This window comes from Mycobacterium dioxanotrophicus (assembly GCF_002157835.1).
GTDB lineage: Bacteria > Actinomycetota > Actinomycetes > Mycobacteriales > Mycobacteriaceae > Mycobacterium > Mycobacterium dioxanotrophicus.
In genome coordinates this window covers 4,888,888-4,909,548 of sequence record NZ_CP020809.1, presented here as the reverse complement: position 1 = coordinate 4,909,548, position 20,661 = coordinate 4,888,888, and the positions used below count along the sequence as shown (strand labels likewise).

At 65.8% G+C, this 20,661-nt stretch carries 21 protein-coding genes; 9 read left to right on the top strand and 12 right to left on the bottom strand.

The genetic code is table 11. The features are described 5' to 3' along the window. Positions 1-66: 66 nt before the first annotated feature. A complete protein-coding gene (locus BTO20_RS23990; RefSeq protein WP_198344042.1) occupies positions 67-1,077 on the bottom strand; it encodes an AraC family transcriptional regulator in 1,011 nt (336 codons plus the stop codon). Positions 1,078-1,338: 261 nt separating this feature from the next. Here BTO20_RS23990 and BTO20_RS23985 point away from each other — a divergent pair, with 261 nt between their 5' ends. Further along, on the top strand, positions 1,339-2,757 hold the full coding sequence (locus tag BTO20_RS23985; RefSeq protein WP_087078580.1) for a DUF1254 domain-containing protein: 1,419 nt from the start codon (positions 1,339-1,341) through the stop codon (positions 2,755-2,757). Between the two features lie 65 nt (positions 2,758-2,822). On the opposite strand, the gene BTO20_RS23980 is transcribed toward BTO20_RS23985, so the two are convergent. From BTO20_RS23980 to BTO20_RS23970, 3 genes are all read right to left on the bottom strand, one after another. Continuing rightward, the gene (locus tag BTO20_RS23980; RefSeq protein WP_157680314.1) at positions 2,823-3,098 is read right to left on the bottom strand and encodes a hypothetical protein; all 276 of its coding nucleotides are present in this window, start codon (positions 3,096-3,098) and stop codon (positions 2,823-2,825) included. 425 nt (positions 3,099-3,523) lie between these two features. Then, positions 3,524-4,036: a hypothetical protein gene (locus tag BTO20_RS23975; protein ID WP_087078579.1), complete on the bottom strand. Its 513-nt coding sequence runs from the start codon at positions 4,034-4,036 to the stop codon at positions 3,524-3,526. A gap of 107 nt (positions 4,037-4,143) precedes the next feature. Beyond that, positions 4,144-4,530, bottom strand: a complete 387-nt coding sequence (locus BTO20_RS23970; protein ID WP_087078578.1) for a DUF5997 family protein — start codon at positions 4,528-4,530, stop codon at positions 4,144-4,146. Positions 4,531-4,558: 28 nt separating this feature from the next. Between BTO20_RS23970 and BTO20_RS23965 the strand changes: the two genes are divergently transcribed. After that, the gene (locus BTO20_RS23965; protein ID WP_087078577.1) at positions 4,559-5,272 is read left to right on the top strand and encodes a LysR family transcriptional regulator substrate-binding protein; all 714 of its coding nucleotides are present in this window, start codon (positions 4,559-4,561) and stop codon (positions 5,270-5,272) included. Between the two features lie 109 nt (positions 5,273-5,381). Here the strand turns inward: BTO20_RS23965 and BTO20_RS23960 are convergent, their stop codons facing one another. Continuing rightward, positions 5,382-6,560: an NAD(P)/FAD-dependent oxidoreductase gene (locus tag BTO20_RS23960; protein ID WP_087078576.1), complete on the bottom strand. Its 1,179-nt coding sequence runs from the start codon at positions 6,558-6,560 to the stop codon at positions 5,382-5,384. Between the two features lie 151 nt (positions 6,561-6,711). On the opposite strand from BTO20_RS23960, the gene BTO20_RS23955 reads away from it, so the two are divergent. The 3 genes from BTO20_RS23955 (at position 6,712) to nrdF (ending at position 10,103) form a co-directional block, all read left to right on the top strand. Next, a complete protein-coding gene (locus BTO20_RS23955; protein ID WP_083162001.1) occupies positions 6,712-7,452 on the top strand; it encodes a TetR/AcrR family transcriptional regulator in 741 nt (246 codons plus the stop codon). An 82-nt stretch (positions 7,453-7,534) separates the two neighbouring features. Next, positions 7,535-9,076: a flavin-containing monooxygenase gene (locus tag BTO20_RS23950; RefSeq protein ID WP_087078575.1), complete on the top strand. Its 1,542-nt coding sequence runs from the start codon at positions 7,535-7,537 to the stop codon at positions 9,074-9,076. Positions 9,077-9,140: 64 nt separating this feature from the next. Beyond that, positions 9,141-10,103 carry a class 1b ribonucleoside-diphosphate reductase subunit beta gene (gene nrdF, locus BTO20_RS23945; RefSeq protein WP_087078574.1) on the top strand — a complete coding sequence of 321 codons (963 nt, stop codon included), beginning with the start codon at positions 9,141-9,143 and terminating at the stop codon, positions 10,101-10,103. On the opposite strand, the gene BTO20_RS23940 is transcribed toward nrdF, so the two are convergent. The 3 genes from BTO20_RS23940 to BTO20_RS23930 form a co-directional block, all read right to left on the bottom strand. Then, the gene (locus BTO20_RS23940; RefSeq protein ID WP_087078573.1) at positions 10,100-10,564 is read right to left on the bottom strand and encodes a hypothetical protein; all 465 of its coding nucleotides are present in this window, start codon (positions 10,562-10,564) and stop codon (positions 10,100-10,102) included. The two genes, nrdF and BTO20_RS23940, sit on opposite strands and share 4 nt — an antisense overlap. After that, positions 10,561-10,935 (bottom strand): hypothetical protein, encoded by a 375-nt coding sequence (locus BTO20_RS23935; protein ID WP_087078572.1) that lies wholly within the window; start codon positions 10,933-10,935, stop codon positions 10,561-10,563. Before BTO20_RS23935 ends, BTO20_RS23940 begins: the two co-directional genes overlap by 4 nt. Positions 10,936-11,040: 105 nt before the next feature. Then, on the bottom strand, positions 11,041-12,492 hold the full coding sequence (locus tag BTO20_RS23930; protein ID WP_087078571.1) for an LLM class flavin-dependent oxidoreductase: 1,452 nt from the start codon (positions 12,490-12,492) through the stop codon (positions 11,041-11,043). A gap of 151 nt (positions 12,493-12,643) precedes the next feature. On the opposite strand from BTO20_RS23930, the gene BTO20_RS23925 reads away from it, so the two are divergent. Further along, complete coding sequence (locus BTO20_RS23925) at positions 12,644-12,979, top strand: DUF3349 domain-containing protein (protein ID WP_087082566.1); 336 nt, start codon at positions 12,644-12,646, stop codon at positions 12,977-12,979. Here BTO20_RS23925 and BTO20_RS23920 read toward each other — a convergent pair whose 3' ends face one another. The 3 genes from BTO20_RS23920 to BTO20_RS23910 form a co-directional block, all read right to left on the bottom strand. After that, entirely contained in the window at positions 12,980-14,029 is a 1,050-nt protein-coding gene (locus tag BTO20_RS23920) for an NAD(P)-dependent alcohol dehydrogenase (protein ID WP_087078570.1), read from the bottom strand. A 164-nt stretch (positions 14,030-14,193) separates the two neighbouring features. Beyond that, positions 14,194-14,469: a YciI family protein gene (locus tag BTO20_RS23915; protein ID WP_087078569.1), complete on the bottom strand. Its 276-nt coding sequence runs from the start codon at positions 14,467-14,469 to the stop codon at positions 14,194-14,196. A 10-nt stretch (positions 14,470-14,479) separates the two neighbouring features. Continuing rightward, complete coding sequence (locus tag BTO20_RS23910) at positions 14,480-15,547, bottom strand: iron-siderophore ABC transporter substrate-binding protein (RefSeq protein ID WP_087078568.1); 1,068 nt, start codon at positions 15,545-15,547, stop codon at positions 14,480-14,482. Between the two features lie 165 nt (positions 15,548-15,712). Here BTO20_RS23910 and ctaD point away from each other — a divergent pair, with 165 nt between their 5' ends. From ctaD to BTO20_RS23895, 3 genes are read left to right on the top strand one after another with little or no spacing between them, the layout of a single operon-like run. Then, positions 15,713-17,440: an aa3-type cytochrome oxidase subunit I gene (gene ctaD / locus BTO20_RS23905; protein WP_087082564.1), complete on the top strand. Its 1,728-nt coding sequence runs from the start codon at positions 15,713-15,715 to the stop codon at positions 17,438-17,440. A gap of 46 nt (positions 17,441-17,486) precedes the next feature. Next, positions 17,487-18,728 (top strand): phosphoserine phosphatase SerB, encoded by a 1,242-nt coding sequence (gene serB, locus BTO20_RS23900; protein WP_087082562.1) that lies wholly within the window; start codon positions 17,487-17,489, stop codon positions 18,726-18,728. Between the two features lie 59 nt (positions 18,729-18,787). Further along, a complete protein-coding gene (locus BTO20_RS23895) occupies positions 18,788-19,084 on the top strand; it encodes a hypothetical protein (RefSeq protein WP_087078567.1) in 297 nt (98 codons plus the stop codon). A gap of 7 nt (positions 19,085-19,091) precedes the next feature. Here BTO20_RS23895 and yczR read toward each other — a convergent pair whose 3' ends face one another. Then, a complete protein-coding gene (gene yczR / locus BTO20_RS23890) occupies positions 19,092-20,531 on the bottom strand; it encodes a MocR-like transcription factor YczR (RefSeq protein ID WP_087078566.1) in 1,440 nt (479 codons plus the stop codon). Positions 20,532-20,661: the final 130 nt, after the last annotated feature.

Sequence of the window (20,661 nt, the reverse complement as noted above, 5' to 3'; positions counted from 1 at the left end):
ACTGATTGGGGGCCCGGGCATTTTCAATGCGACACCCGCTCAATCAAAAAGCGACGATTATGAAAGTCACTGTGTCGCAGTATCTCCCATTCCGCGATATGCAGTGGGCGTCATATTGAACCAGCGCTTGCAGGCGCGGACGAAGACGCTGTGTTCGGCGTAACCGAGTTGACGGGACACCTGGCCGACGGGCAGATCGGTGCCGACGAGCAGACGGTGGGCCAGTTCGCGGCGAGTCCGGTCGACCACGTCGGCGAAGTTGGTCCCTTCCGCGACAAGGCGCCGCTGCAAGGTTTTCGGGTGGATGCCGAACTGGCGGGCGACCACCTCGGCGGTGACGTCACCGGAGGGCAGCAGCTGGCGCACCATGCTGCGCACGGTGCCGGCGATGTTGTGGGTGCGCTGACCGTGGGTGTCTGACAGGTAACTCATGGCGAGTTGGTGAGCCAGGGGGTCGTGGTTGAGCGGGCGCTGTAAGTCCTTGATACGCAAGGTGAATCCGGCGATCGGTTCGTTGAAGTGGGGCGAGCAGCCAAAGTACCGGCGGTAGTCGGACTTGATGCCCAGTGCCGGGTGCGGCACGTGCACTGCCACAGGCCGATAGGTGGTGCCCAAGAACAGGTGCAGCACACGGAGGGTGACGCCAAGGGACAGTTCGATGGCCTGGGCTTGTGGCGGCGCGGGGTGCAGGAGGAAATCGTATTCGAACCGGCACTGTGTCTCGTCGGCTCCGGGTCTGATGCGCGCGGTGATTCCTGCGCTGTAGGTGCCCATGTGGGTGTCGAGGATCGTGAAGGCCTCTGCGACCGTGGTGGCTGTGCGGGCAGCGACGCCGACCGGGCCGAGGATGTCGATGTTCTGCCTCGCCGCGAGTTGGCGGCCGAAATCATCGACGCCCAACACGGCGGCTGCGTCTTCCACCGCGGCGATCGCGCTGCGCAGGGAGATGTACCGGTCACGCTGGCCGGCGTCGGCGGGATCGATGCCTGCCAACGCCAGCAGTGCGTTCGCGTCGCCTCCGTGGGCCGCGGTGAGGGCATCGAACCCGGTCAGGCATGATCCACGGATCAGATGCATGTCCACAATAGTCAAGAAGCTGTCCTGCAAAGTCAAGACTAGTGCAGACCGGATGATGCACATTAGAGGCCCTGTCGAGGGAAGCGAGATTACGTTGAGTCCGCCCGCGTAGTGATCGGCTGCTACAGAGGTGGTTTCGCCAACATCGTCGCCACCGGTGCGGCGGTCACGGCCAGCGCGTGCTGTAGGTACCGAGATAAGCAGACAACTGGAAAGCTCCGTTAGCGGCGATGCACCGCGACGGCCCGTAGGAGGGAACACATGAAGGTTTGGGTTTCGGGACTTGTCGCGTTACTGATGGCTGCGACTGCAGGGTGCAGCGCCAAATCCGGTGAACCACCGGCTGGTTCGAGCGCGACGCCGACGCCGCAGCAGGTGCGTGAGATCGCCAAGGAGGCGTACACATACGGCTTCCCGATGGTCGACAACTACCGCATCCAGCATTCCTACTTCGTCGACAAGAGCAACCCGCAGTACAAGGGCGACTGGAACCAGACGCACAGCATCGCACGGGTATTCACGCCCGAGGACACCACCATCCAGACGCCCAACTCCGATACGCCGTACACGATGCTGGGTGCTGATCTGCGGGCCGAGCCTCTTGTGCTGACCGTGCCGCCGATCGAAGCAGGCCGCTACTACTCGTTGCAGTTCGTCGACGGCTACACCTACGACTACGCCTACGTGGGCAGCCGCACCACAGGCAACGGCGGCGGCAAGTACCTGCTGGCAGGCCCGAACTGGAAGGGCGACAAGCCGGCCGGCATCAACGAGGTGATCCGGTCGGACACCGACTTCTCTCTCGTCATCTACCGCACCCAGCTGTTCGATCCCAATGACATCGACAACGTCAAGAAGATCCAGGCCGGCTACACCGTCGAACCGCTGTCGGCCTTCGAGCACAAGCCCGCAGCCACCGCCCCGCCGATGGACTTCGTCGCCCCGCTGACCCCGGATGAACAGAAAGCCTCGCCGAAGTTCTTTCAGGTTCTCAACTTCGTCCTGAAGTCTGCGCCCGTACTGCCGGACGAGAAGGAGCTGCGGGACCGGTTCGCCACCATCGGCGTCGGCCCCGACGGCGACTTCAACCCCGACACCATGAGCAAGGACACCTTGCAGGCCGTGCAGGACGGCATGGCCGACGCCTGGGCCGAGCTGACGACGTTTCAGAAGGACAAGCTCAACACCGGACAGGTCACCTCCGGGCAGCTGTTCGGCACCCACGCGGAACTGAAGAACAACTACCTCTACCGCATGGCCGGTTCGGTGCTCGGCATCTACGGCAACGTCGCGCAGGAAGCCATGTACCCGGTGATCGCCACCGACTCCACCGGTACGCCGCTGACCGGCACCAACAGCTACACCCTGCGATTCGCGTCAGGGCAGTTGCCGCCGGTCAATTCGTTCTGGTCGATCACGATGTACAAGATGCCGCAGAGCCTGCTGGTGGCCAACCCCATCAACCGCTACCTCATCAACTCGCCCATGCTGCCCAACCTGATTCACGATCCCGACGGCGGCATCACGATCCACGTGCAGAACCAGTCGCCAGGTGCCGACAAGCAGGCCAACTGGCTGCCCGCACCGGACGGGCCGTTCCAGATGATCCTGCGACTGTACTGGCCCAAGGAAGAAGCGCTCAACGGCACCTGGAAAGCGCCCCAAGCGGTCAAGATCTGATCGCCGACGTCGAAAAGCAAACTGCCACAGGGGCGATCACCCGTCAGGTGATCGCCCCTGGATGGCTAGTCGACCCGGTCGGTAGGGCTGTCTGTGTTGTGCAGGTACCACAGGCCGTCGTCGTGCTTCAGGCAGTACCAGTACTTGAGGAAGTCGTCGTCATCGCTGTTCGCAAGGTGTTGGTCGGGACCATCCTTGATGCAGGACGCCTCCGTCGGCCAACTCCACGGAATGCCATTGGCGTCTCTGACGACGACATCATCGGCGTGCGCGACGCCGGTGGCGGTGGCCAACACGGCACCCAGCGCCACCGTGCTCGCCGCGACGATCCTTTTCAGCACAGAAAACTCCTCACACCAGGGCCGGGACCGGACAGTCCCGGCGAACCAAGTGGAACTTATCCAGCTGACGTGCAGTTCGCTTTCAGAAACTGCACAGGCTTTCGGGAAAAGGACCGCGCCCGTGGTCATTGCCGCCTCCGCGACGGGCCGGCGACCCACCGGTGCCGAATCTGATCAGCCGGCACCTGCGTGATGTGGTCGCAGGCCCGGCAGCAGTACGTCCGACAACCGGGCGCGCCGGGCCGCCAGCCGACCAGTACTGTGCCAGGCCCGAATTCGGCGCCGCATACCTCACATCGCTCCGGTGCCACCTCGGTCCACGCCACGGTGTGCACCGTAGACCGGACCCCCGACGGCGGGCGGCCACGTCGGTCAAACTTGTTGCTGCTGAATCGAACTGGACACTGTCCGACGCGCCTCTCGGCTCAGGCCGGCAGCGCTGCGAGCATCTCGGATGCCGCACGGGTCCACGACGCGACGTCTGGTGGCCCGGGGATGTTACCGACCACCAGCACCACGTTCACCAGATACTTGTCAGTGGCGATCCGCATCACTGGGAAATCGCCTGGGCGCGTGAGGGGTTCGATGATCATGCGGAGACCCAGGCCGGGCACGACCGTAGCTCCCGGTTCACCGATGCCGGCGAGTAGCTGCTCGGTGATCACTCCGGTGGCCGGTGACTGGACCTTGATCGACGCCGTGAACGACAGCACGCCTCCCGCGGCGGAGTAGTAACTGCAGTTGTGAGCAACGGTCCCGTCGGTGTTCTTGATGTCCGTGTCGCGGCCGTCGTCGAGGTCAACACCGGCCAGGGCCGACATCTGCCGACCGTTGAGCAGACAGTCCGATGGCAGGACGTGGTCACGCCACTCCATGACAGGCTTGTCCTGGGTCGGCGCAGCGTGGACGTCGCCACCGGCGAGCGGTTGGCCCGGCACAACGTGCGAACAGGCAGTGGCGCATGCGAGTGTCGTGAGAGCTACCGCGATTCCGCCGTTCCTGCCGAGCCGGCCTGGCACACGCACTTCGTCAGCGACCGGAAGAATCAGCTCTCGCGGGCCTGCTCGGCGTGCAGTGCCTTCACCCGCCGCTGCTCACGCAGCACTTCCTGGTAGCTCTCGCGTTCGGCAACCAGCCAGTCGGGCTTCTCCGCGAGCAGCTGATCGATCTGCTCGGTGGTGAGCGCTTTCTCGACACCGCCACGCGCGAGACCGGCGATCGAGATGCCGAGCTTGGCGGCCACGAGGTTCTTCGGATGTGGCCCGTTCTTGCGGAGGTCCTTCAGCCACTGAGGCGGGTCCGCCTGCAGCGCGGCGAGCTCGTCGCGGGTGATGGGCTTCTCTTGGAACTCCGCAGGTGTCGCGGGCAAATACACGTCCAGCTTCTTCGCCGCCGTGGCGGGTTTCATGGACTGCGCGTTCGGCCTGCTCATGGCATCAGCCTATCGGTAGCCTGAGGCGGTGACCTCGCACTCCCTGACCCTCGGGTACGTGCCCGGCGGGACGCCCGCGAAGTGGGCACGGATCTGGGCCGAGCGTCACCCTGAGGTTCCGCTGAGGTTGATCCCGGTCACCGCGGCGGATGCTGCCGACGCGGTGCGGGCGGCCATCGTCGACGTGGCATTGCTCCGGTTGCCGGCCGACACATCCGGGCTGGCCGTCATACCGCTCTACGAGGAGACGACGGTGGCCGTGGTGCCGACCGATCACCTTCTCAGTGCGGTCGACGCGATCACCGTCGGCGACCTGGACGGTGAGCCGACGCTGCTGCCGCTCGACGACGTCATCACGTGGCCGGATGCTCCCGGCACGCCGGTCGATTACCGACCCGAGACCACCAAGGACGCAATAGAACTCGTCGCCGCCGGGATGGGCGCGCTCATCGTTCCGCAGTCATTGGCCCGGCTGTATCACCGTAAGGACCTCACGTACCGTCCGATCACCGACGTGCCGACCTGCCCCGTCGTGCTCGCCTTTCCGCAAGGGCCGCAGCCGGAACTGGTCGAGGAGTTCATCGGGATCGTCCGGGGCCGTAAAGCCAGTTCGTCGCGGGGGCAGGCGCAGCCTGTGGTGAAACGCACCGCACGGGAGAAGACTCTCGCCAAGCAGGCCGCTCGCGCCGCTGCCGGCAAGGTGGCACGCAAGCCGGGGCGCGCTGGGCGCGGTCGACGCTGACGCGGCGTGGCTACCGGTGCGCTCACGGCCGTAAGCGACGAGTGGCCAGTTGTCACACGCCGAACATCAAAAGGCGTGCGACAACTGGCCATTCGACGCAGCTGGCGGACTAGGTGTGCTGAGGGCTCTGAGCCTTCTTGTACATCGACTTCAGCAGCAGGTCACGGAAGGTGTGGTTGTCCAGCGCCTTGAGGCCTGCGCCGGCGACCCCCGGAATCCCCGCGAGCTTGTGGAAGAAGCGGCCCCGCCGGTACTCCCGACCCCACGTCGCCTGCATGCGCTGCGCGTAGTTGGTGAAATCGTCGGGCCCGCCGTTGGTTAGTGCCGCGATGGCGCATTCGCCTGCGGTCAAGCCGGATTCGAGAGCCTTGGAGATGCCCGCGCCGGATACCGGCTTGCCGGCGCCCAGCGAGTCGCCGACGAACAGCACACCGGGACGCCAGGGCGGCCAGGCCGTGAAGCCCATGGGCAATCGCCAGGCCCGCACGCTCTTGTTCTTCTTGAGCTCCTCGATCGGCGGCAGCTCCCACTCACGCGGAAGTGTCCGGAGGAAGTCGCCGAGGAACTGGGTGGCGTTGATCGACTGCCAGTTCTTGTAGCTGTTGACGTAGCCGAGGCCGATGTTGAAGCGGCCACCGCCCATCGGGAACACCCAGCCGTAACCGGGCAGCTGATCGCCCTGGAACAACAGCTTGAGATAGATGTCGAAGCTGTCGGAGTCGGGCCGGTTGGCGTGCATCTCCGAACGGATCGCGATCGCCGAGTAGCCGTTGTACTCGGAGTCGATCTTCAACGCTCGCTTGATGGGGGAGTAGGCGCCGTCGGCCGCGATGACCGCGTCGCCGTACACCTTCTCGCCGCTCTTGAGCACCACGCCCACCACCCGGCCGTTGGCGTCGAACTCGGGGCCTGCCACCTCGGAGCCCTGACGCACCTCGGCACCCGCCGATTCGGCGTGCTTGAGCAGCAGGGTGTCCAATTCGGTACGGCTTACGGAGTGGCCGTGGTTGGGCATGCCGGGACGGCGGGGGAAGGACAGCTCCCACTCGCTCGGGCTGAACACGGTGACCTTGTTGATCCGATGGAACTTGGCGACCTCGTCGGCCAAGCCCATCTTCTGCAGGTAGCTCACCGCCCGGGCGGTGAGGCCATCGCCACAGGGCTTGTCCCGCGGGAACTGCGCCTTGTCCAGGACGACCACCTTGGCGCCGGTCTGGGCGGCCTGCCACGCGGCGGCCGACCCGGAGGGGCCGCCACCGGCAATGACCAGGTCGTATCGCTGCGTCATGAGCCTCGTCTCATCGGTTGAGTGTCGCAGCGATAGTACCGAAGCCGGCTGTGTCCGGCGTGACTGGGACAACCGCCGCTCAGAGGGGTTGTTTGCGGATAACGGGACGGTCTGGGCAGGTCAGCGCTATCAGGGCGAGTACAGTAATCGCGTGCGGCGAGGGGTTAGACCACATACCAGCGGCGAAGCGGGCGTCAAAGTAGACGCCCGCAGCGAGCGCTGGCGTGAGCATCGAAAGCGGGTGCGGTCCGAAATCGTCGAGGCCGCATTCCGGGCCATCGACCGGCTGGGCCCCGAGCTGAGCCTGCGGGAGATCGCGGAGGAAGCAGGCACCGCCAAGCCGAAGATCTACCGCCACTTCGCCGACAAGTCCGACCTGTTCCAGGCCATCGGCGAGCGGCTGCGCGACATGCTGTGGGCGGCCATCTTCCCGTCGATCAACCTGGCCGCCGACCCGGCCCGCGAGGTCATCCGCCGCAGTGTCGAGCAGTATGTGCGCCTGGTCGACGAGCATCCGAACGTGCTGCGATTCCTGATTCAGGGCCGCTTCGCCGAACAGAGCGAGTCGACCATGCGGGCGCTCAACGAGGGCCGGGGGATCACCCTGGCGATGGCCGACATGTTCTCCAACGAGCTGCGTGAGATGGAGCTCGACGGGGCGGCGATGGAGCTGGCGGCGTTCGCCATGTTCGGCGCCGCGGCCTCGGCCACCGACTGGTGGCTGGGCAGCGAAGAGGACAGCCCGCGCCGGATGCCGATCGACGAATTCGTCGCGCATCTCACCACCATCATGGTGGGCTCGATCAACGGCACCTGCGAATTGCTGGGCATCTGGATCGACCCTGATCTGCCACTGCACGAGGGTGTGCAGCGCCGCGAACACGTTGGCTGACCAGGTTCATTGACAGCCGGGTCTCAGGTCCGCAGACTGGCGAGTATCCGGTACCGGTGTTCCCAGGAAAGGACCTGAAGCCATGACGGCTGCCGAGCAATCTGTGCACACCCAGCAACCTGTCCGGACCAGGGCCTTGATCATCGGCAGTGGGTTCTCCGGCTTGGGCATGGGCATCGAATTGCAGCGCCGCGGGGTGGACTTTCTCATCCTGGAGAAGGCCGACGAGATCGGCGGTACCTGGCGAGACAACACCTACCCGGGCTGTGCGTGTGACATCCCGTCGCACATGTACTCGTTCTCGTTCGAGCCCAAAGCCGACTGGACCCACATGTGGTCGTTTCAGCCCGAGATCCAGGACTACCTGCTCGGGGTGACGGCCAAATACGGGCTGCGTCGCTACATCCGGTTCAACACCCATGTCGACCGCGCACATTGGGACGACAGCGAACTGCGTTGGCACGTGTTCACCGACACCGGGCAGGAGTACATCGCCCAGTTCCTGGTCTCCGGCGCGGGCGGTCTGCACATCCCGCAGATCCCGGACATCGAGGGCCGCGAAGACTTCACCGGTGCCGCGTTCCATTCGGCGCAGTGGGACCACAGCGTCGACATCCGCGATAAACGGGTCGCCGTCATCGGGACCGGTGCCAGCGCCATCCAGATCGTCCCCGAGATCGTCAAGGACGTCGCCGAACTCCAGCTGTACCAGCGCACCCCGGCGTGGGTGATGCCGCGGGTGAACAACACCTTCCCGCTGTGGATGCGCCGCGTGTTCAGCTACGTGCCCGGCACCCGCGCGTTGCTGCGCGCCGCGATCTACTGGATTCACGAGGGCGTCGGGTTCGCCATGACCCAACAGCCGCGGCTGCTGAAAATCGGCGAGCTGATGGGCCGCTACAACATCAACCGCAGCATCAAAGATCCGGAACTGCGCCGCAAGCTCACACCGAACTACCGGGCGGGCTGCAAACGAATCCTGAACTCCGACACCTACTACCGGGGTATCGCCAACCCCAAGACCCAGGTGATCACCGAGCGCATCGCGCGGATGACCCCGACCGGCATCGTCACCGCAGACGGCGTCGAGCACCCGGTGGACGTCGTGGTGTGGGCGACCGGTTTCCACGTGACGGATTCGTACACCTACGTCGACATCAAGGGCGCCGGTGGCGAGGACCTGGTGGACCGCTGGAACCGGGAGGGCATCCAGGCCCACCGCGGCATCGCCGTCGCCGGCATGCCCAACCTCTTCTTCCTGCTGGGGCCGAACACGGCGCTGGGGCACAACTCGGTGGTGTTCATGATCGAGCAGCAGATCCGCTACGTCGGTCAGGCGATCGCCGCGGTCGACAGTGCGGGCGCCGAGGCGCTGGCGCCGAGCCGGCGCGCGCAGGACGAGTTCAACGCCGAACTGCAGCACGATCTGCGCGATACGGTGTGGAATACCGGAGGTTGCCGGAGCTGGTACATGGACGAGCATGGCGTCAATCGCACGCTGTGGAGCGGCATGACGTGGCAGTACTGGCTGGCGACCCGCAATCTGGACGCGTCGGAGTTCGACTTCCTGCGCGACGGGCGCGACACGAAAGCACTAGATGTCGGGGTCCCCGCGGGCGCTTAGCCCCAGGGGTAGTGTCAGGGCAGACAAAGTGACCTGCGGAAATGGAGTTCTGGTGAGCGAAGGCATGAAGCTGATCGACCGTGTGTCAGCGATCAACTGGAACCGCCTGCAGGACGACAAGGACGCTGAGGTCTGGGACCGGCTGACCGGCAATTTCTGGTTGCCCGAGAAGGTGCCGGTGTCCAACGACATCCCGTCCTGGGGCACGCTGACCGCCCACGAGAAGCAGATGACCATGCGGGTGTTCACCGGTCTGACGCTGCTGGACACCATCCAGGGCACCGTCGGTGCCGTCAGCCTGATCCCCGATGCGCTCACCCCGCATGAAGAGGCGGTCTACACCAACATCGCCTTCATGGAGTCGGTGCATGCTCGCAGCTACAGCAACATCTTCTCGACGCTGTGCTCGACCGCCGAGATCGACGACGCGTTCCGCTGGTCGGAGGAAAACCCGAACCTGCAGCGCAAGGCCGAGATCGTCATGCAGTACTACAAGGGTGACGAGCCGCTCAAGCGCAAGGTGGCCTCAACGCTGCTGGAGAGCTTCCTGTTCTACTCGGGCTTCTACCTGCCGATGTACTGGAGCAGCCGGGCCAAGCTGACCAACACCGCCGACATGATCCGGCTGATCATCCGCGACGAGGCCGTGCACGGCTACTACATCGGCTACAAGTACCAGCGCGGGCTGGCCCTGGTCGATGAGGAAAAGCGTACGGAGCTCAAGGATTACACGTACGAGCTGCTCTTCGAGCTCTACGACAACGAGGTCGAGTACACCCAGGATCTCTACGACGAGGTCGGGCTCACCGAAGACGTCAAGAAGTTCTTGCGGTACAACGCCAACAAGGCGTTGATGAATCTCGGCTACGAGGCGCTGTTCCCCAAGGACGAGACCGACGTCAACCCGGCGATCCTGTCGGCACTGAGCCCCAACGCCGACGAGAACCACGACTTCTTCTCGGGTTCGGGCTCGAGCTACGTGATCGGTAAGGCCGTCAACACCGAAGACGAGGACTGGGACTTCTAGAGTTCCGGCTCGCGGGGCGGCAGCTTGATCCACCCCGCGAGCAACAGCAACAGCGACGTCTGCGCCAGCACGCCGGGCGCCAGGGTCGGTGCCGGTCCGACCGTCTTGGTGGCTGCGTACCACCACTGCTGCGTGGCCGGCATGGACTCCCAGGTGTCGGCGTAGCGCTGGTCGAGCGGACCCGAATCATGGTTCACGGCAACATGATCGAGCACGCCGTAGGCCGATGCGCCGAGCACGACGAGCACCAGGACGCGAGCGATCAACTGCGCGCCGCGCGCAGACAGTGCGGTCAGCACCGTGGCCACTGAGAGCACCGCGAGGGCCACCCACGGGATCAATTGCTCCGAGTTGTTCCAATGCCGTTCGCTGGCCAGCTCGAAGGCCGTCGCCAGAATGCCCACGACGGTCAACGCGAACAGGGCGACGCGGACGAGCCCCGCCCTGCGGCGGGAGGTCATGGGGTCAACGCGGACACGATCTTGTCCACGGTCTCCTGCCCGGGGTTGTACTTCGCGAGATTGTCGCGCAGCTTGCCGAGGTTGGGATCCTCAGCGGGATACGGCCGGTATTCCACGACCTCCTCAGCCCACCGGGAAGGATTGCTCACCCCTGCGGCCTTGAGCGCCGCGGCGATATCGTCCTCCGACGCGGTATTGGCCGACACCTTGGCGGCGGGGGCTGCGGTCGCCGGAGCGGCGGTCGTGGTCGACGCCGCCGCACCGGATGTCGTGCTGGTGCTGTCAGCCGATGTGGAGCCACCGCAGCCGGTGAACGCGACAGTCGTCGCGATGCTTGCGGACACAATCAAAAGGGCTGCCTTACCTGACATGTCGTCTCCCTTGTGGCGTAGCGGCTAATGTAAGCACGATTCGCCGACCCCACGGGTTCGATTGCGCAGATTTCTGACAGTCTTCTGTGCCTAACCTGTGTGGAGCTACCGCCCTCGCGCAGGCTGAGCAGCGGTTGAAGCCGACGACGACGGCACCGTCGATGGCCGCTCGGTGATCGTCGAATTCGCCGCGCCTACACGGTAACTGGCGCCACGGTGCTCGTCGGCGAGCCGGTCGCCACGCCCCAGCAGCTTGTTGCGCAGACTGCCCGGCGCGTACTCGGTCTGGTAGGCGCCGCGGGCGGTGAGCACGGGGACCACGTAGTCGACGAAATCCGCGAACGAGCCGGGAGTGACGGCGTACGCCAGGTTGAAGCCGTCGACATCGGTCTCCTCGACCCAGTCCTGCAGCGTATCGGCAACGCGCGCACCGGATCCCACGATGCGCGGGCCCATCCCGCCGATCTCGCCCCATTCGGCGATGTCGCGTACTGCCCACTCGCCGCCGTCCGGGTCGGCGGACTGGAAAGCCTTGACCGCCGAGAGGATCGCATTCGAATCGACATTGCCGATCGGCTCATCGAGGCCGTAGCGGGCCAGGTCGACCCCCATCCATCCGGACATGAACACCAGTGCGCCCTCGGGATCGCCGTAGGACAGGTACTCGGCGTGCTTGGCCGCGGCTTCCTCGTCGGTCTCGGCGGTGATGATCGTGGTGAGGTTGAAGATCTTGGCCGCATACGGATCTCGGCCGGCCAGCTCCAGTTCCGCGCGAATCGTCGAAACCGTTTCGCGGAGAATGGTTTTGGTGGGCGCCGCGGTGAAGATGGCCTCGGCGTTCTCGGCGGCGAAGCGCACTCCGCGCGGCGACGACCCAGCCTGGTAGATCACCGGGGTGCGTTGCGTCGACGGCTCTGCGAGATGCACCCCCGGAACGCTGAAATGCGTTCCGGAATGGCCGATGTGGTGCACCTTGGCCGGATCGGTGAACACGCCGCGTTCGGCGTCGCGCACCACCGCGTCGTCCTCCCACGAACCTTCCCACAACTTGTAGAGCACCTCGAGGTACTCGTCGGCATGGTCGTAGCGGGCGTCGTGGGCGGGCTGGTCGGTCTGGCCCATATTGCGCGCCGCCGCAGGCAGATAGCCGGTCACGACATTCCAGCCGATGCGGCCGTTGGTCAGGTGATCCAGCGTCGACATCCGCCGGGCGAACGGGTAGGGGTGCTCGAAACCGGTGCCCGTGGTGATGCCGAACCCGAGATTCTCGGTGACCAGCGCCATCGCCGAGACCAACAGCATCGGATCGCCGACGGGGATCTGCGCGGCCTGGCGGATCGCGGCTTCGTCGCTGCCACCGTAGACGTCGTAGGTGCCGAGCACGTCGGCGATGAACAGTCCGTCAAAACGGCCGCGTTCCAACAGCTTTGCCAGTTCGGTCCAGTAGGTGATGTCCTTGTAGCGCCAGGACTGGTCGGCCGGGTGGCGCCAGAGTCCGGGGGACTGGTGGGCGACGCAGTTCATGTCGAAGGCGTTGAAGCGGATCACACGGGTCACTGCGCCGAGCCTGCCCGTGTCCAGCGGGGGAGTCACCGGTTGTGTTCAGCCGGATTGTTTTTCACTGCTCAAGGATTAACGAGTAGTGAATACCTGGGAACTGTCCGATCCTCGGGTGGTGCCGACGGCTGCGTGATATGAGACTTGCGTGGTGACCGCACAGTCTCTCGTGACCTCGATCCTGAACTGGCTGCGCGCCGGTTACCCGGAAGGCGTTCCGGGCACCGACCGCGTGCCACTACTGGCGCTGCTGCGCGCCACGCCGCTGACCGACGATCAGCTCAAAGAGGTCGTCCGCAACATCACCACAAACGGTGCCGCGTCGCTGGTGGACGGAAAGATCGACCGCGACGTGATCGCGGAATTCATCTCCGAGGTCACCGAGCACGACGCCGGCCCGGAGAACATCAACCGGGTGGCGGCCAAACTGGCCGCCGTCGGTTGGCCCCTGGCCGGCGTCGATCGAGATGCGGGTGCTTCGGAGTAACTAGCCGCGCAGCGAAGCGGTATCGATGACGAACCGGTACCGCACATCACTGGCGAGCACGCGCTCGTAGGCCTCGTTGATGTAGTCGGGTGCGATGACCTCGATCTCGGGGGTCACGTCATGCTCGGCGCAGAAGTCGAGCATCTCCTGGGTCTCCGGGATGCCGCCGATCATCGAACCGGACAGGCTGCGCCGGTAGGCGCCCAGCGGGAAGAACGGCACCACCAGCGGCTTCTCCGGCGCGCCCAGTTCGACGAGTGTGCCGTCGGTGGCCAGCAGGCCCAGGTAGGCGCCCATGTCGAGGTTGGCCGACACGGTGTTGAGGATCAGGTCGAACTTGCCCGCCAGCTTGGTGAAGGTGTCCGGGTCGCTGGTCGCGTAGTACTCGTCGGCGCCGAGCCGCAGACCGTCCTCCATCTTCTTCAGCGACTGAGACAGCACGGTGACGTGCGCACCCATCGCGTGGGCGATCTTGACACCCATGTGACCGAGGCCGCCCAGACCGATGACGGCGACCTTCTTACCGGGGCCGGCATTCCAGTGCCGCAGCGGTGAGTACAGCGTGATGCCGGCGCACAGGAGGGGAGCGGCCTTGTCCAACGGGATGCTGTCGGGGATCCGCAGCACGTAGTTCTCGTCGACGACGATCGCGCCGCTGTAGCCGCCGTGCGTGGGCGTGCCGTCGCGGCCGGTCGCGTTGTACGTGCCGACCATGCCGGTCCCGGTGCAGTACTGCTGCAGTCCGGCCTTGCAGTTGTCGCACTCGCGGCAGGAGTCGACGAAGCAGCCGACACCCACATGGTCGCCGACCTTGTACTTGATGACCTCCGAGCCGACCGCGGTCACGACGCCGGCAATCTCATGGCCCGGCACCACGGGGTAGTTGGGCTGGCCCCACTCGGCCTTCACGGTGTGAATGTCGGAGTGACAGATGCCCGCGAAGTGGATGTCGAACGCCACATCGTGGGGCCCCACCTCGCGACGGGTGATGGTGGTCTTGGTCAGCGGCTCGGTTGCCGAGGTCGCGGCGTATGCGGTAACAGTGCTCATCACAGCCCTCTTCGATCGTCGTCAGTGCATGCTTCTGGGGACATTGGCCCAGTTGACTGGTGCGCCGCAGAACGCGGCCCGACATGTGCAACTATCGCGATGCCGACGTTAGTCCCGCTGTCGACTGTGATGTCTCTCCCTGATGTTTGCCTGGGAGCGGTGGCTCAGAGTCCCGGCGCGCGGATCGACCCGTTGAACGACACCCGCTCGTAGCTCACCAGTCCCTCGAGCGTGTACGGGTCGGTGTCGATGATCTGCTGGGCATCCTCGGCGCTGATGTCGCCGGTGATCAACACGCCGCCGGTCAGGGGTTCCAGCCGGCCCGCGAGCAGGATGCGGCCTGCGGCCACCTCGTCCTTGAGCCATGCGACGTGCGCAGCCCGGGTCTGGTCGACAACTTCGACCGGCTTCAGATAAGTCAACGTGAGGATGTGAAACACGCCAGTGAGACTAATTGATCGGCGCGTTGACCCAGCGCAGGTCGTCGAGGATGCCGCGGGCCGCGACGATGTTCTGGCCGGTCTGCCACACCTCGTTGTTGACCACGAACACCCGGTTGTCCTTCGTGGCCGACAACGCCCGCCACGCCGGGCTGTCCAGGATCGCGGTGGCGTGGTCGCGCGCGGCAGGCGATGCGAACGACACGTACACGATGTCGGCGTCGGCGATGGAGAAGTCACCGCCGGAGGTGGCCAGTTCCTCGAACGGCTTGTCGGTGAACCGCTGCGCCGCGGGCCGGTCCAGCCCGACCGCGGCCAACACGCTGCCCGGGAAGTTGTTGGCGCCGTAGACCCGCACGGTGTTCTCGGTCAGTTGGACCACGGACGCCTGAAAGTGCGCGGCGTCGTTGTCGATGCCGGTCTTGCGGGCCGCGTCGTTGAACTTGTCGACCAGGTCGCCCGCCGCGTCGGCGCGTCCGGTCGCCGCGCCCACCGCGCGCAGAGTGTCCTGCCAGCCGGCGCCGGGCGCGCCGGTGAACAACGTCGGCGCGATCGCGGCCAGCGCACCGAATGCGTCCGGGGTCAGGGTCTGCGACCCCAGGATCAGGTCGGGGTGGGCCGCGGAGATGCCCGAGAGATCCGGTGCGTTGCGGTCGCCGACCGCAGCGACGTCGTGCACGGCCTTACCCAGGTACGACGGCTGGCTGTCCGAACCCACCGGTGTGGCGGCCGCGACGACGCGGGATTGCAGGCCCAGGGCGCACAACGCGTCGAGCTGATCGCCGGACAGCACGACGATGCGTTGCGGATCACCGAAGATCTGCGTGGTCGGAGGGATGCCGTTGCCCTCCGCGTTGTGAACGTCGCGCGGGGCAGGGTCCGCGGGAGCCGGCGCGGGCGCACACGACTCGTCGGGACGGCGCTGATTGCCCAACACGCCGGCGTCGGCGATCTTGGTCACACTCGTGCTGATCGACGGCTGGCCCTGCGGGGCGGCACTTTCTGAACCGCAACCGGCGGACAGTGCCGCGGTCACGGCGATCAGCGCAGCTGCGACACGCGGTCGGTTGATCAACACCGGCCGACGGTAACATTCTGACGCTTCCCAGCTGGTCAGGCCGCCGCGCCGAGAAGTTCCGGGTTGATTACGACAGTTTGTAGGACCCACGGGCGCGCGGGCCTTGGGGAGGGTTAGGATTCAGGTCGATATGCGGGATTTCCCGACGAATCTTTGGAGGATCTCTTGGTAGCCGAAGCGCCCCCAATCGGAGAACTCGAGGCACGTCGTCCTTTTCCGGAACGGATGGGCCCCAAGGGCAACCTGGTCTACAAGCTCATCACGACCACCGATCACAAGTTGATCGGCATCATGTACTGCGTCGCCTGCTTCGCCTTCTTCTTCATCGGCGGGCTGATGGCGCTGCTGATGCGTACCGAATTGGCGTTGCCCGGTTTGCAGTTCCTGTCGAATGAGCAGTTCAACCAGCTGTTCACTATGCACGGCACGGTGATGCTGCTGTTCTACGCGACGCCCATCGTGTTCGGCTTCGCCAACCTGGTGCTGCCGCTGCAGATCGGCGCGCCGGACGTGGCGTTCCCGCGGCTGAACGCACTGTCGTTCTGGCTGTTCCTGTTCGGCGCGCTGATCGCCATGGGTGGCTTCATCACCCCCGGCGGTGCCGCGGACTTCGGTTGGACGGCCTACTCACCGCTCACCGACGCCATCCACTCGCCCGGACCGGGCGGTGACCTGTGGATCATGGGTCTGGCCGTCGGCGGTCTCGGCACCATCCTCGGTGGCGTCAACATGGTCACCACCGTGGTCTGCATGCGCGCGCCCGGTATGACGATGTTCCGCATGCCGGTGTTCACCTGGAACATCCTGGTGACCTCGATCCTGGTCCTGATCGCCTTCCCGATCCTGACCGCCGCACTGTTCGGCCTGGCCGCCGACCGCCACCTGGGCGCCCACATCTACGACCCGGCCAACGGCGGTGTCCTGTTGTGGCAGCACCTCTTCTGGTTCTTCGGCCACCCTGAGGTGTACATCATCGCGTTGCCGTTCTTCGGCATCGTGTCCGAGATCTTCCCGGTGTTCAGCCGCAAGCCGATCTTTGGTTACACCACGCTGATCTACGCCACCATCAGCATCGCGGCCCTGTCGGTCGCGGTGTGGGCGCACCACATGTACGCCACCGGCGCGGTGCTGCTGCCGTTCTTCTCCTTCATGACGTTCCTGATCGCGGTCCCGACCGGCATCAAGTTCTTCAACTGGATCGGCACCATGTGGAAGGGGCAGCTGACCTTCGAGACGCCCATGCTGTTCTCGGTGGGCTTCCTGATCACCTTCACCCTGGGTGGTCTGTCCGGTGTGCTGCTGGCCAGCCCGCCGCTGGACTTCCACGTCACCGACAGCTACTTCGTCATCGCGCACTTCCACTACGTGCTCTTCGGCACCATCGTGTTCGCCACCTACGCGGGCATCTACTTCTGGTTCCCGAAGATGACCGGACGTCTGCTCGACGAGCGCCTGGGCAAGCTGCACTTCTGGCTCACCTTCATCGGTTTCCACACCACCTTCCTGGTGCAGCACTGGCTCGGTGACGAGGGCATGCCGCGCCGCTACGCGGACTACCTGGCCAGCGACGGGTTCACCACGCTGAACGTGATCTCGACCATCGGGTCGTTCATCCTGGGTATCTCGGTGCTGCCGTTCACCTGGAACGTGTTCAAGAGCTGGCGCTACGGCGAGCCCGTCACGGTCGACGACCCGTGGGGTTACGGCAACTCCCTGGAGTGGGCGACCTCCTGCCCGCCGCCGCGGCACAACTTCACCGAGCTGCCCCGGATCCGTTCGGAGCGTCCGGCTTTCGAGCTGCACTACCCGCACATGGTCGAGCGGATGCGTGCCGAGTCCCACGTGGGCCGTTCGCATCATCCCGAGCTTGAAACCGCGGACCGCTCCAGCTGACGACAGGCGTCTACTGGGGGAGATGAGTCGAAAGGTGGCTTCTCCTATCGCCTCTTCGCGTGAGCGCTCATCGGTTCTGATCACCGTCACCGGAGTCGATCAGCCCGGCGTCACATCAGCGTTGTTCGAGGTGCTGTCCAGCCACCAGGTGGACTTGCGCAACGTCGAACAGGTCGTCATCCGCGGCCGGCTCACCCTCGGTGTGCTGGTCGCGGCGCCGGCTGAGGTCATCGACGGCGGTGGTTTGCGCAGCGACGTCGAGGCCGCGATACACGGCGTCGGGCTGGACGTGACGATCGAGCGCAGTGACGACCTGCCGGTGCTGCGTGATCCGTCGACCCACACCATCGTGGTGCTGGGTCGACCGATCACCGCACAGTCGTTCGGTGTGGTGGCGCGCGAGGCCGCGGCTCTGGGCGTCAACATCGACACGATCCGCGGGGTCTCCGACTATCCGGTGACGGGTCTGGAACTGCGGGTCTCGGTGCCGTCCGCGGCGACCTACACCCAGTTGCAGGCCGCGATGGCACAGGTGGCGGTCGACGAGGGCGTGGACATCGCGCTCGAGGACTACAGCCTGTCGCGGCGCGCCAAACGGCTCATCGTGTTCGACGTCGACTCCACGCTGATCCAGGGTGAGGTCATCGAGATGCTGGCCCAGCGGGTCGGCAAGGAGGCCGAGGTGGCTGCCGTCACCGAGGCCGCCATGCGGGGCGAACTGGACTTCGCCGAATCCCTGCACCGCCGGGTGGCCACCTTGGCCGGACTGCCCGCCGAGGTGCTCGACGACGTCGCCGAGCAGCTCGAGCTGACCCCCGGCGCGCGGACCACCATCCGCACTCTGCGCAGGCTCGGCTTCCACTGCGGCGTGGTGTCCGGCGGCTTCCGCCAGGTCATCGACCCGCTGGCCGAGGAGCTGATGCTCGACTACGTCGCGGCCAACCACCTGGAGGTCGTCGACGGCAAGCTCACCGGACGGGTGATCGGACCGATCGTCGACCGGCCCGGCAAAGCGAAAGCCTTGCGCGACTTCGCCAGCCAGGCCGGGGTCCCGATGGAGCAGACCGTTGCCGTCGGGGACGGCGCCAACGACATCGACATGCTGGCCGCGGCCGGGCTGGGTGTGGCGTTCAATGCCAAGCCGGCGCTGCGCGAGGTCGCCGACGCGTCGCTGAGCCATCCCTACCTGGACACGGTTTTGTTCATCCTGGGCATCACCCGCGGCGAGATCGAAGCTGCCGACGCGATCGACGGCATGCTGCGGCGCGTCGAGATCCCCGAAGACTGAGGCACTCCCACGGCCGGGTTCCACCCGCGTCCTGTAACGCTGTCACGTAAGGTGTCGATATGGCGAAGGTGAAGCACGCAGTTCTGGTCGGTGGTTTCGCCGTCGCGGCGGCCCTAGGACAACTGGCATTCGCCTCCCAGGCAGAAGCCAAGCCATGCCCGTCGGGCACGGTGCCGTCGAAGTTCGAGGGAGTCTGTGTCAGCGGCCCGTCGGGCGGCGGCGTGGTTCCGGTGCTCACGCCGGCCAGCGAAGGCTCAGGTGTGACGAATGCGCCCGGTCAGCTGCCGTCGGTCAACGGCATCCCGTGCACCATCGAGCATTACGGCACCTGCCTGGCGCTGTCCCAGCAGCAGTAGGGCGCTTCTAGACCACCAGCGTCGGCTGCTGCGGGCTGCTGACGCCGGTGATGCTGCGCCAGGCGCGCGCCAGCAGCTCGACCGCTTCCTCCAGCTGAGTCTCCGGCAGCGCGTACGGCAACCGGATGAACCGCTCCAGGGTGCCGTCCACCCCGAATCTCGGACCGGCGGGCAGATCGAGACCCAACCGCGACGCACTGGCCGACAGCGCCGTGCTCATCGGTGCGGGCAGCCGAACCCACAGCGACATCCCGCCCCGGCCGTCACCGGGCTGCCAGTCGGGCAGCTCGCGGTCCAGTAATGACACCAGGTACTGCCTGCGTTCGTTGAGCAGCATGCGCCGGTCCGGCAGGATCTGCTCGCGCGCTGCGAGAAGCCTTGCCGCCGTGAGCTGTTCGAGTATGGGCGTGCCGAGATCCAGGGACGGCCGGATGGCGGTGATGGTCGCCAGCGTGGCCCGGTCGGCGCGGATCCAGCCCACTCGTAGACCGCCCCAGAACGACTTCGACATCGAGCCGATGGTCAGCACCAGGTCATCGCGCGGCACTGAGGCTGCCAGCGGCGCGGGTGGTGGTGCGTCGATCCACATGTCGATGATCGACTCGTCGACGATCGTGCGGGTGCGCGTTTCGGAGATGATCTGCCCCAACCGGGTCCGGCCCTCGGCGTCGAGGGTGAACCCGGTGGGGTTGTGGCAGTCGGGAACCAGGTAGGCCAGGCTCGGCGCCAGCTGACGCAGCGCGGCGTGCACGGCGTCGAGTTCCCAGCCATCCTGGGTGAGCGAGACCGGCACCGGGCGCGCCCCGGCATGCGTAATCGCCGACAGCGCACCGTGATACGTCGGTTGCTCGACGAGCACGCGATCGCCGGCCTGGGTGTGCGTCGCCAGGATCAGGCCGATCGCGTGCTGGGCGCCACTGGTCACCATGATCTGGTCCGCGTCGGTGGGCAGCCCGCGCTCGCAGTACCTCTCGGCGATGGCCTCGCGCAGTGCCGTGACGCCGGTGAGCTCGTGCCCCGGCTCGTGCAGGTACGGGGTGATGTCGTGGGCGGCCTCGGTGAACGCCTCGAGCACCGCCGCGCACGGCGCCGAGAGCGCCGCCGCCGCCAGGCTCACGGTCGGCTGAGTCGGTTCGGTCACCACTTCGGATCGCAGGGGGAGCGCCGCGGTGCTGCGGGCGCCGCGGCGGGCGTTGAGATAGCCGTCGTCGCGCAGCTGCGTGAACGCCCCCGTGACGGTGGTGCGCGACACCCGCAACGCATCGGCGAGGGCCCGTTCGCTGGGCAGCCGCGACCCGACCGGCAGCCGGCCGTCGACGATCAACAACCGGATGGCATCGGCGAGTCCCAGATAAGCGGGTCCACTGAGACTGGAAGTGCGCCAGTTGCCGAGCTCGCGAGCCAAAAGGTCCACATCGAGCGCGCGGGCGGCCATATCGCTGCTCATAATCAGGCCAGTATCCGCCAACTGGCTATTGATGAGCAAGCCAGTTGGTCGGAATGATCGAGGAATGAGAACGAATTGGATATCGCGGCTCGCGGAAAATCTCCGTCGTGTGTACGACTCGGGCAACGGC

Excerpts from the sequence above, each read along its gene's own strand:
- BTO20_RS23990 (WP_198344042.1), bottom strand. The coding sequence starts at position 1,077 with ATGCATCTGATCCGTGGATCATGCCTGACCGGGTTCGATGCCCTCACC.
- BTO20_RS23985 (WP_087078580.1), top strand. The coding sequence starts at position 1,339 with ATGAAGGTTTGGGTTTCGGGACTTGTCGCGTTACTGATGGCTGCGACT.
- BTO20_RS23970 (WP_087078578.1), bottom strand. The coding sequence starts at position 4,530 with ATGAGCAGGCCGAACGCGCAGTCCATGAAACCCGCCACGGCGGCGAAG.
- BTO20_RS23960 (WP_087078576.1), bottom strand. The coding sequence starts at position 6,560 with ATGACGCAGCGATACGACCTGGTCATTGCCGGTGGCGGCCCCTCCGGG.
- BTO20_RS23950 (WP_087078575.1), top strand. The coding sequence starts at position 7,535 with ATGACGGCTGCCGAGCAATCTGTGCACACCCAGCAACCTGTCCGGACC.
- nrdF (WP_087078574.1), top strand. The coding sequence starts at position 9,141 with ATGAAGCTGATCGACCGTGTGTCAGCGATCAACTGGAACCGCCTGCAG.
- BTO20_RS23940 (WP_087078573.1), bottom strand. The coding sequence starts at position 10,564 with ATGACCTCCCGCCGCAGGGCGGGGCTCGTCCGCGTCGCCCTGTTCGCG.
- BTO20_RS23935 (WP_087078572.1), bottom strand. The coding sequence starts at position 10,935 with ATGTCAGGTAAGGCAGCCCTTTTGATTGTGTCCGCAAGCATCGCGACG.
- BTO20_RS23920 (WP_087078570.1), bottom strand. The coding sequence starts at position 14,029 with ATGAGCACTGTTACCGCATACGCCGCGACCTCGGCAACCGAGCCGCTG.
- BTO20_RS23895 (WP_087078567.1), top strand. The coding sequence starts at position 18,788 with ATGGCGAAGGTGAAGCACGCAGTTCTGGTCGGTGGTTTCGCCGTCGCG.
- yczR (WP_087078566.1), bottom strand. The coding sequence starts at position 20,531 with ATGAGCAGCGATATGGCCGCCCGCGCGCTCGATGTGGACCTTTTGGCT.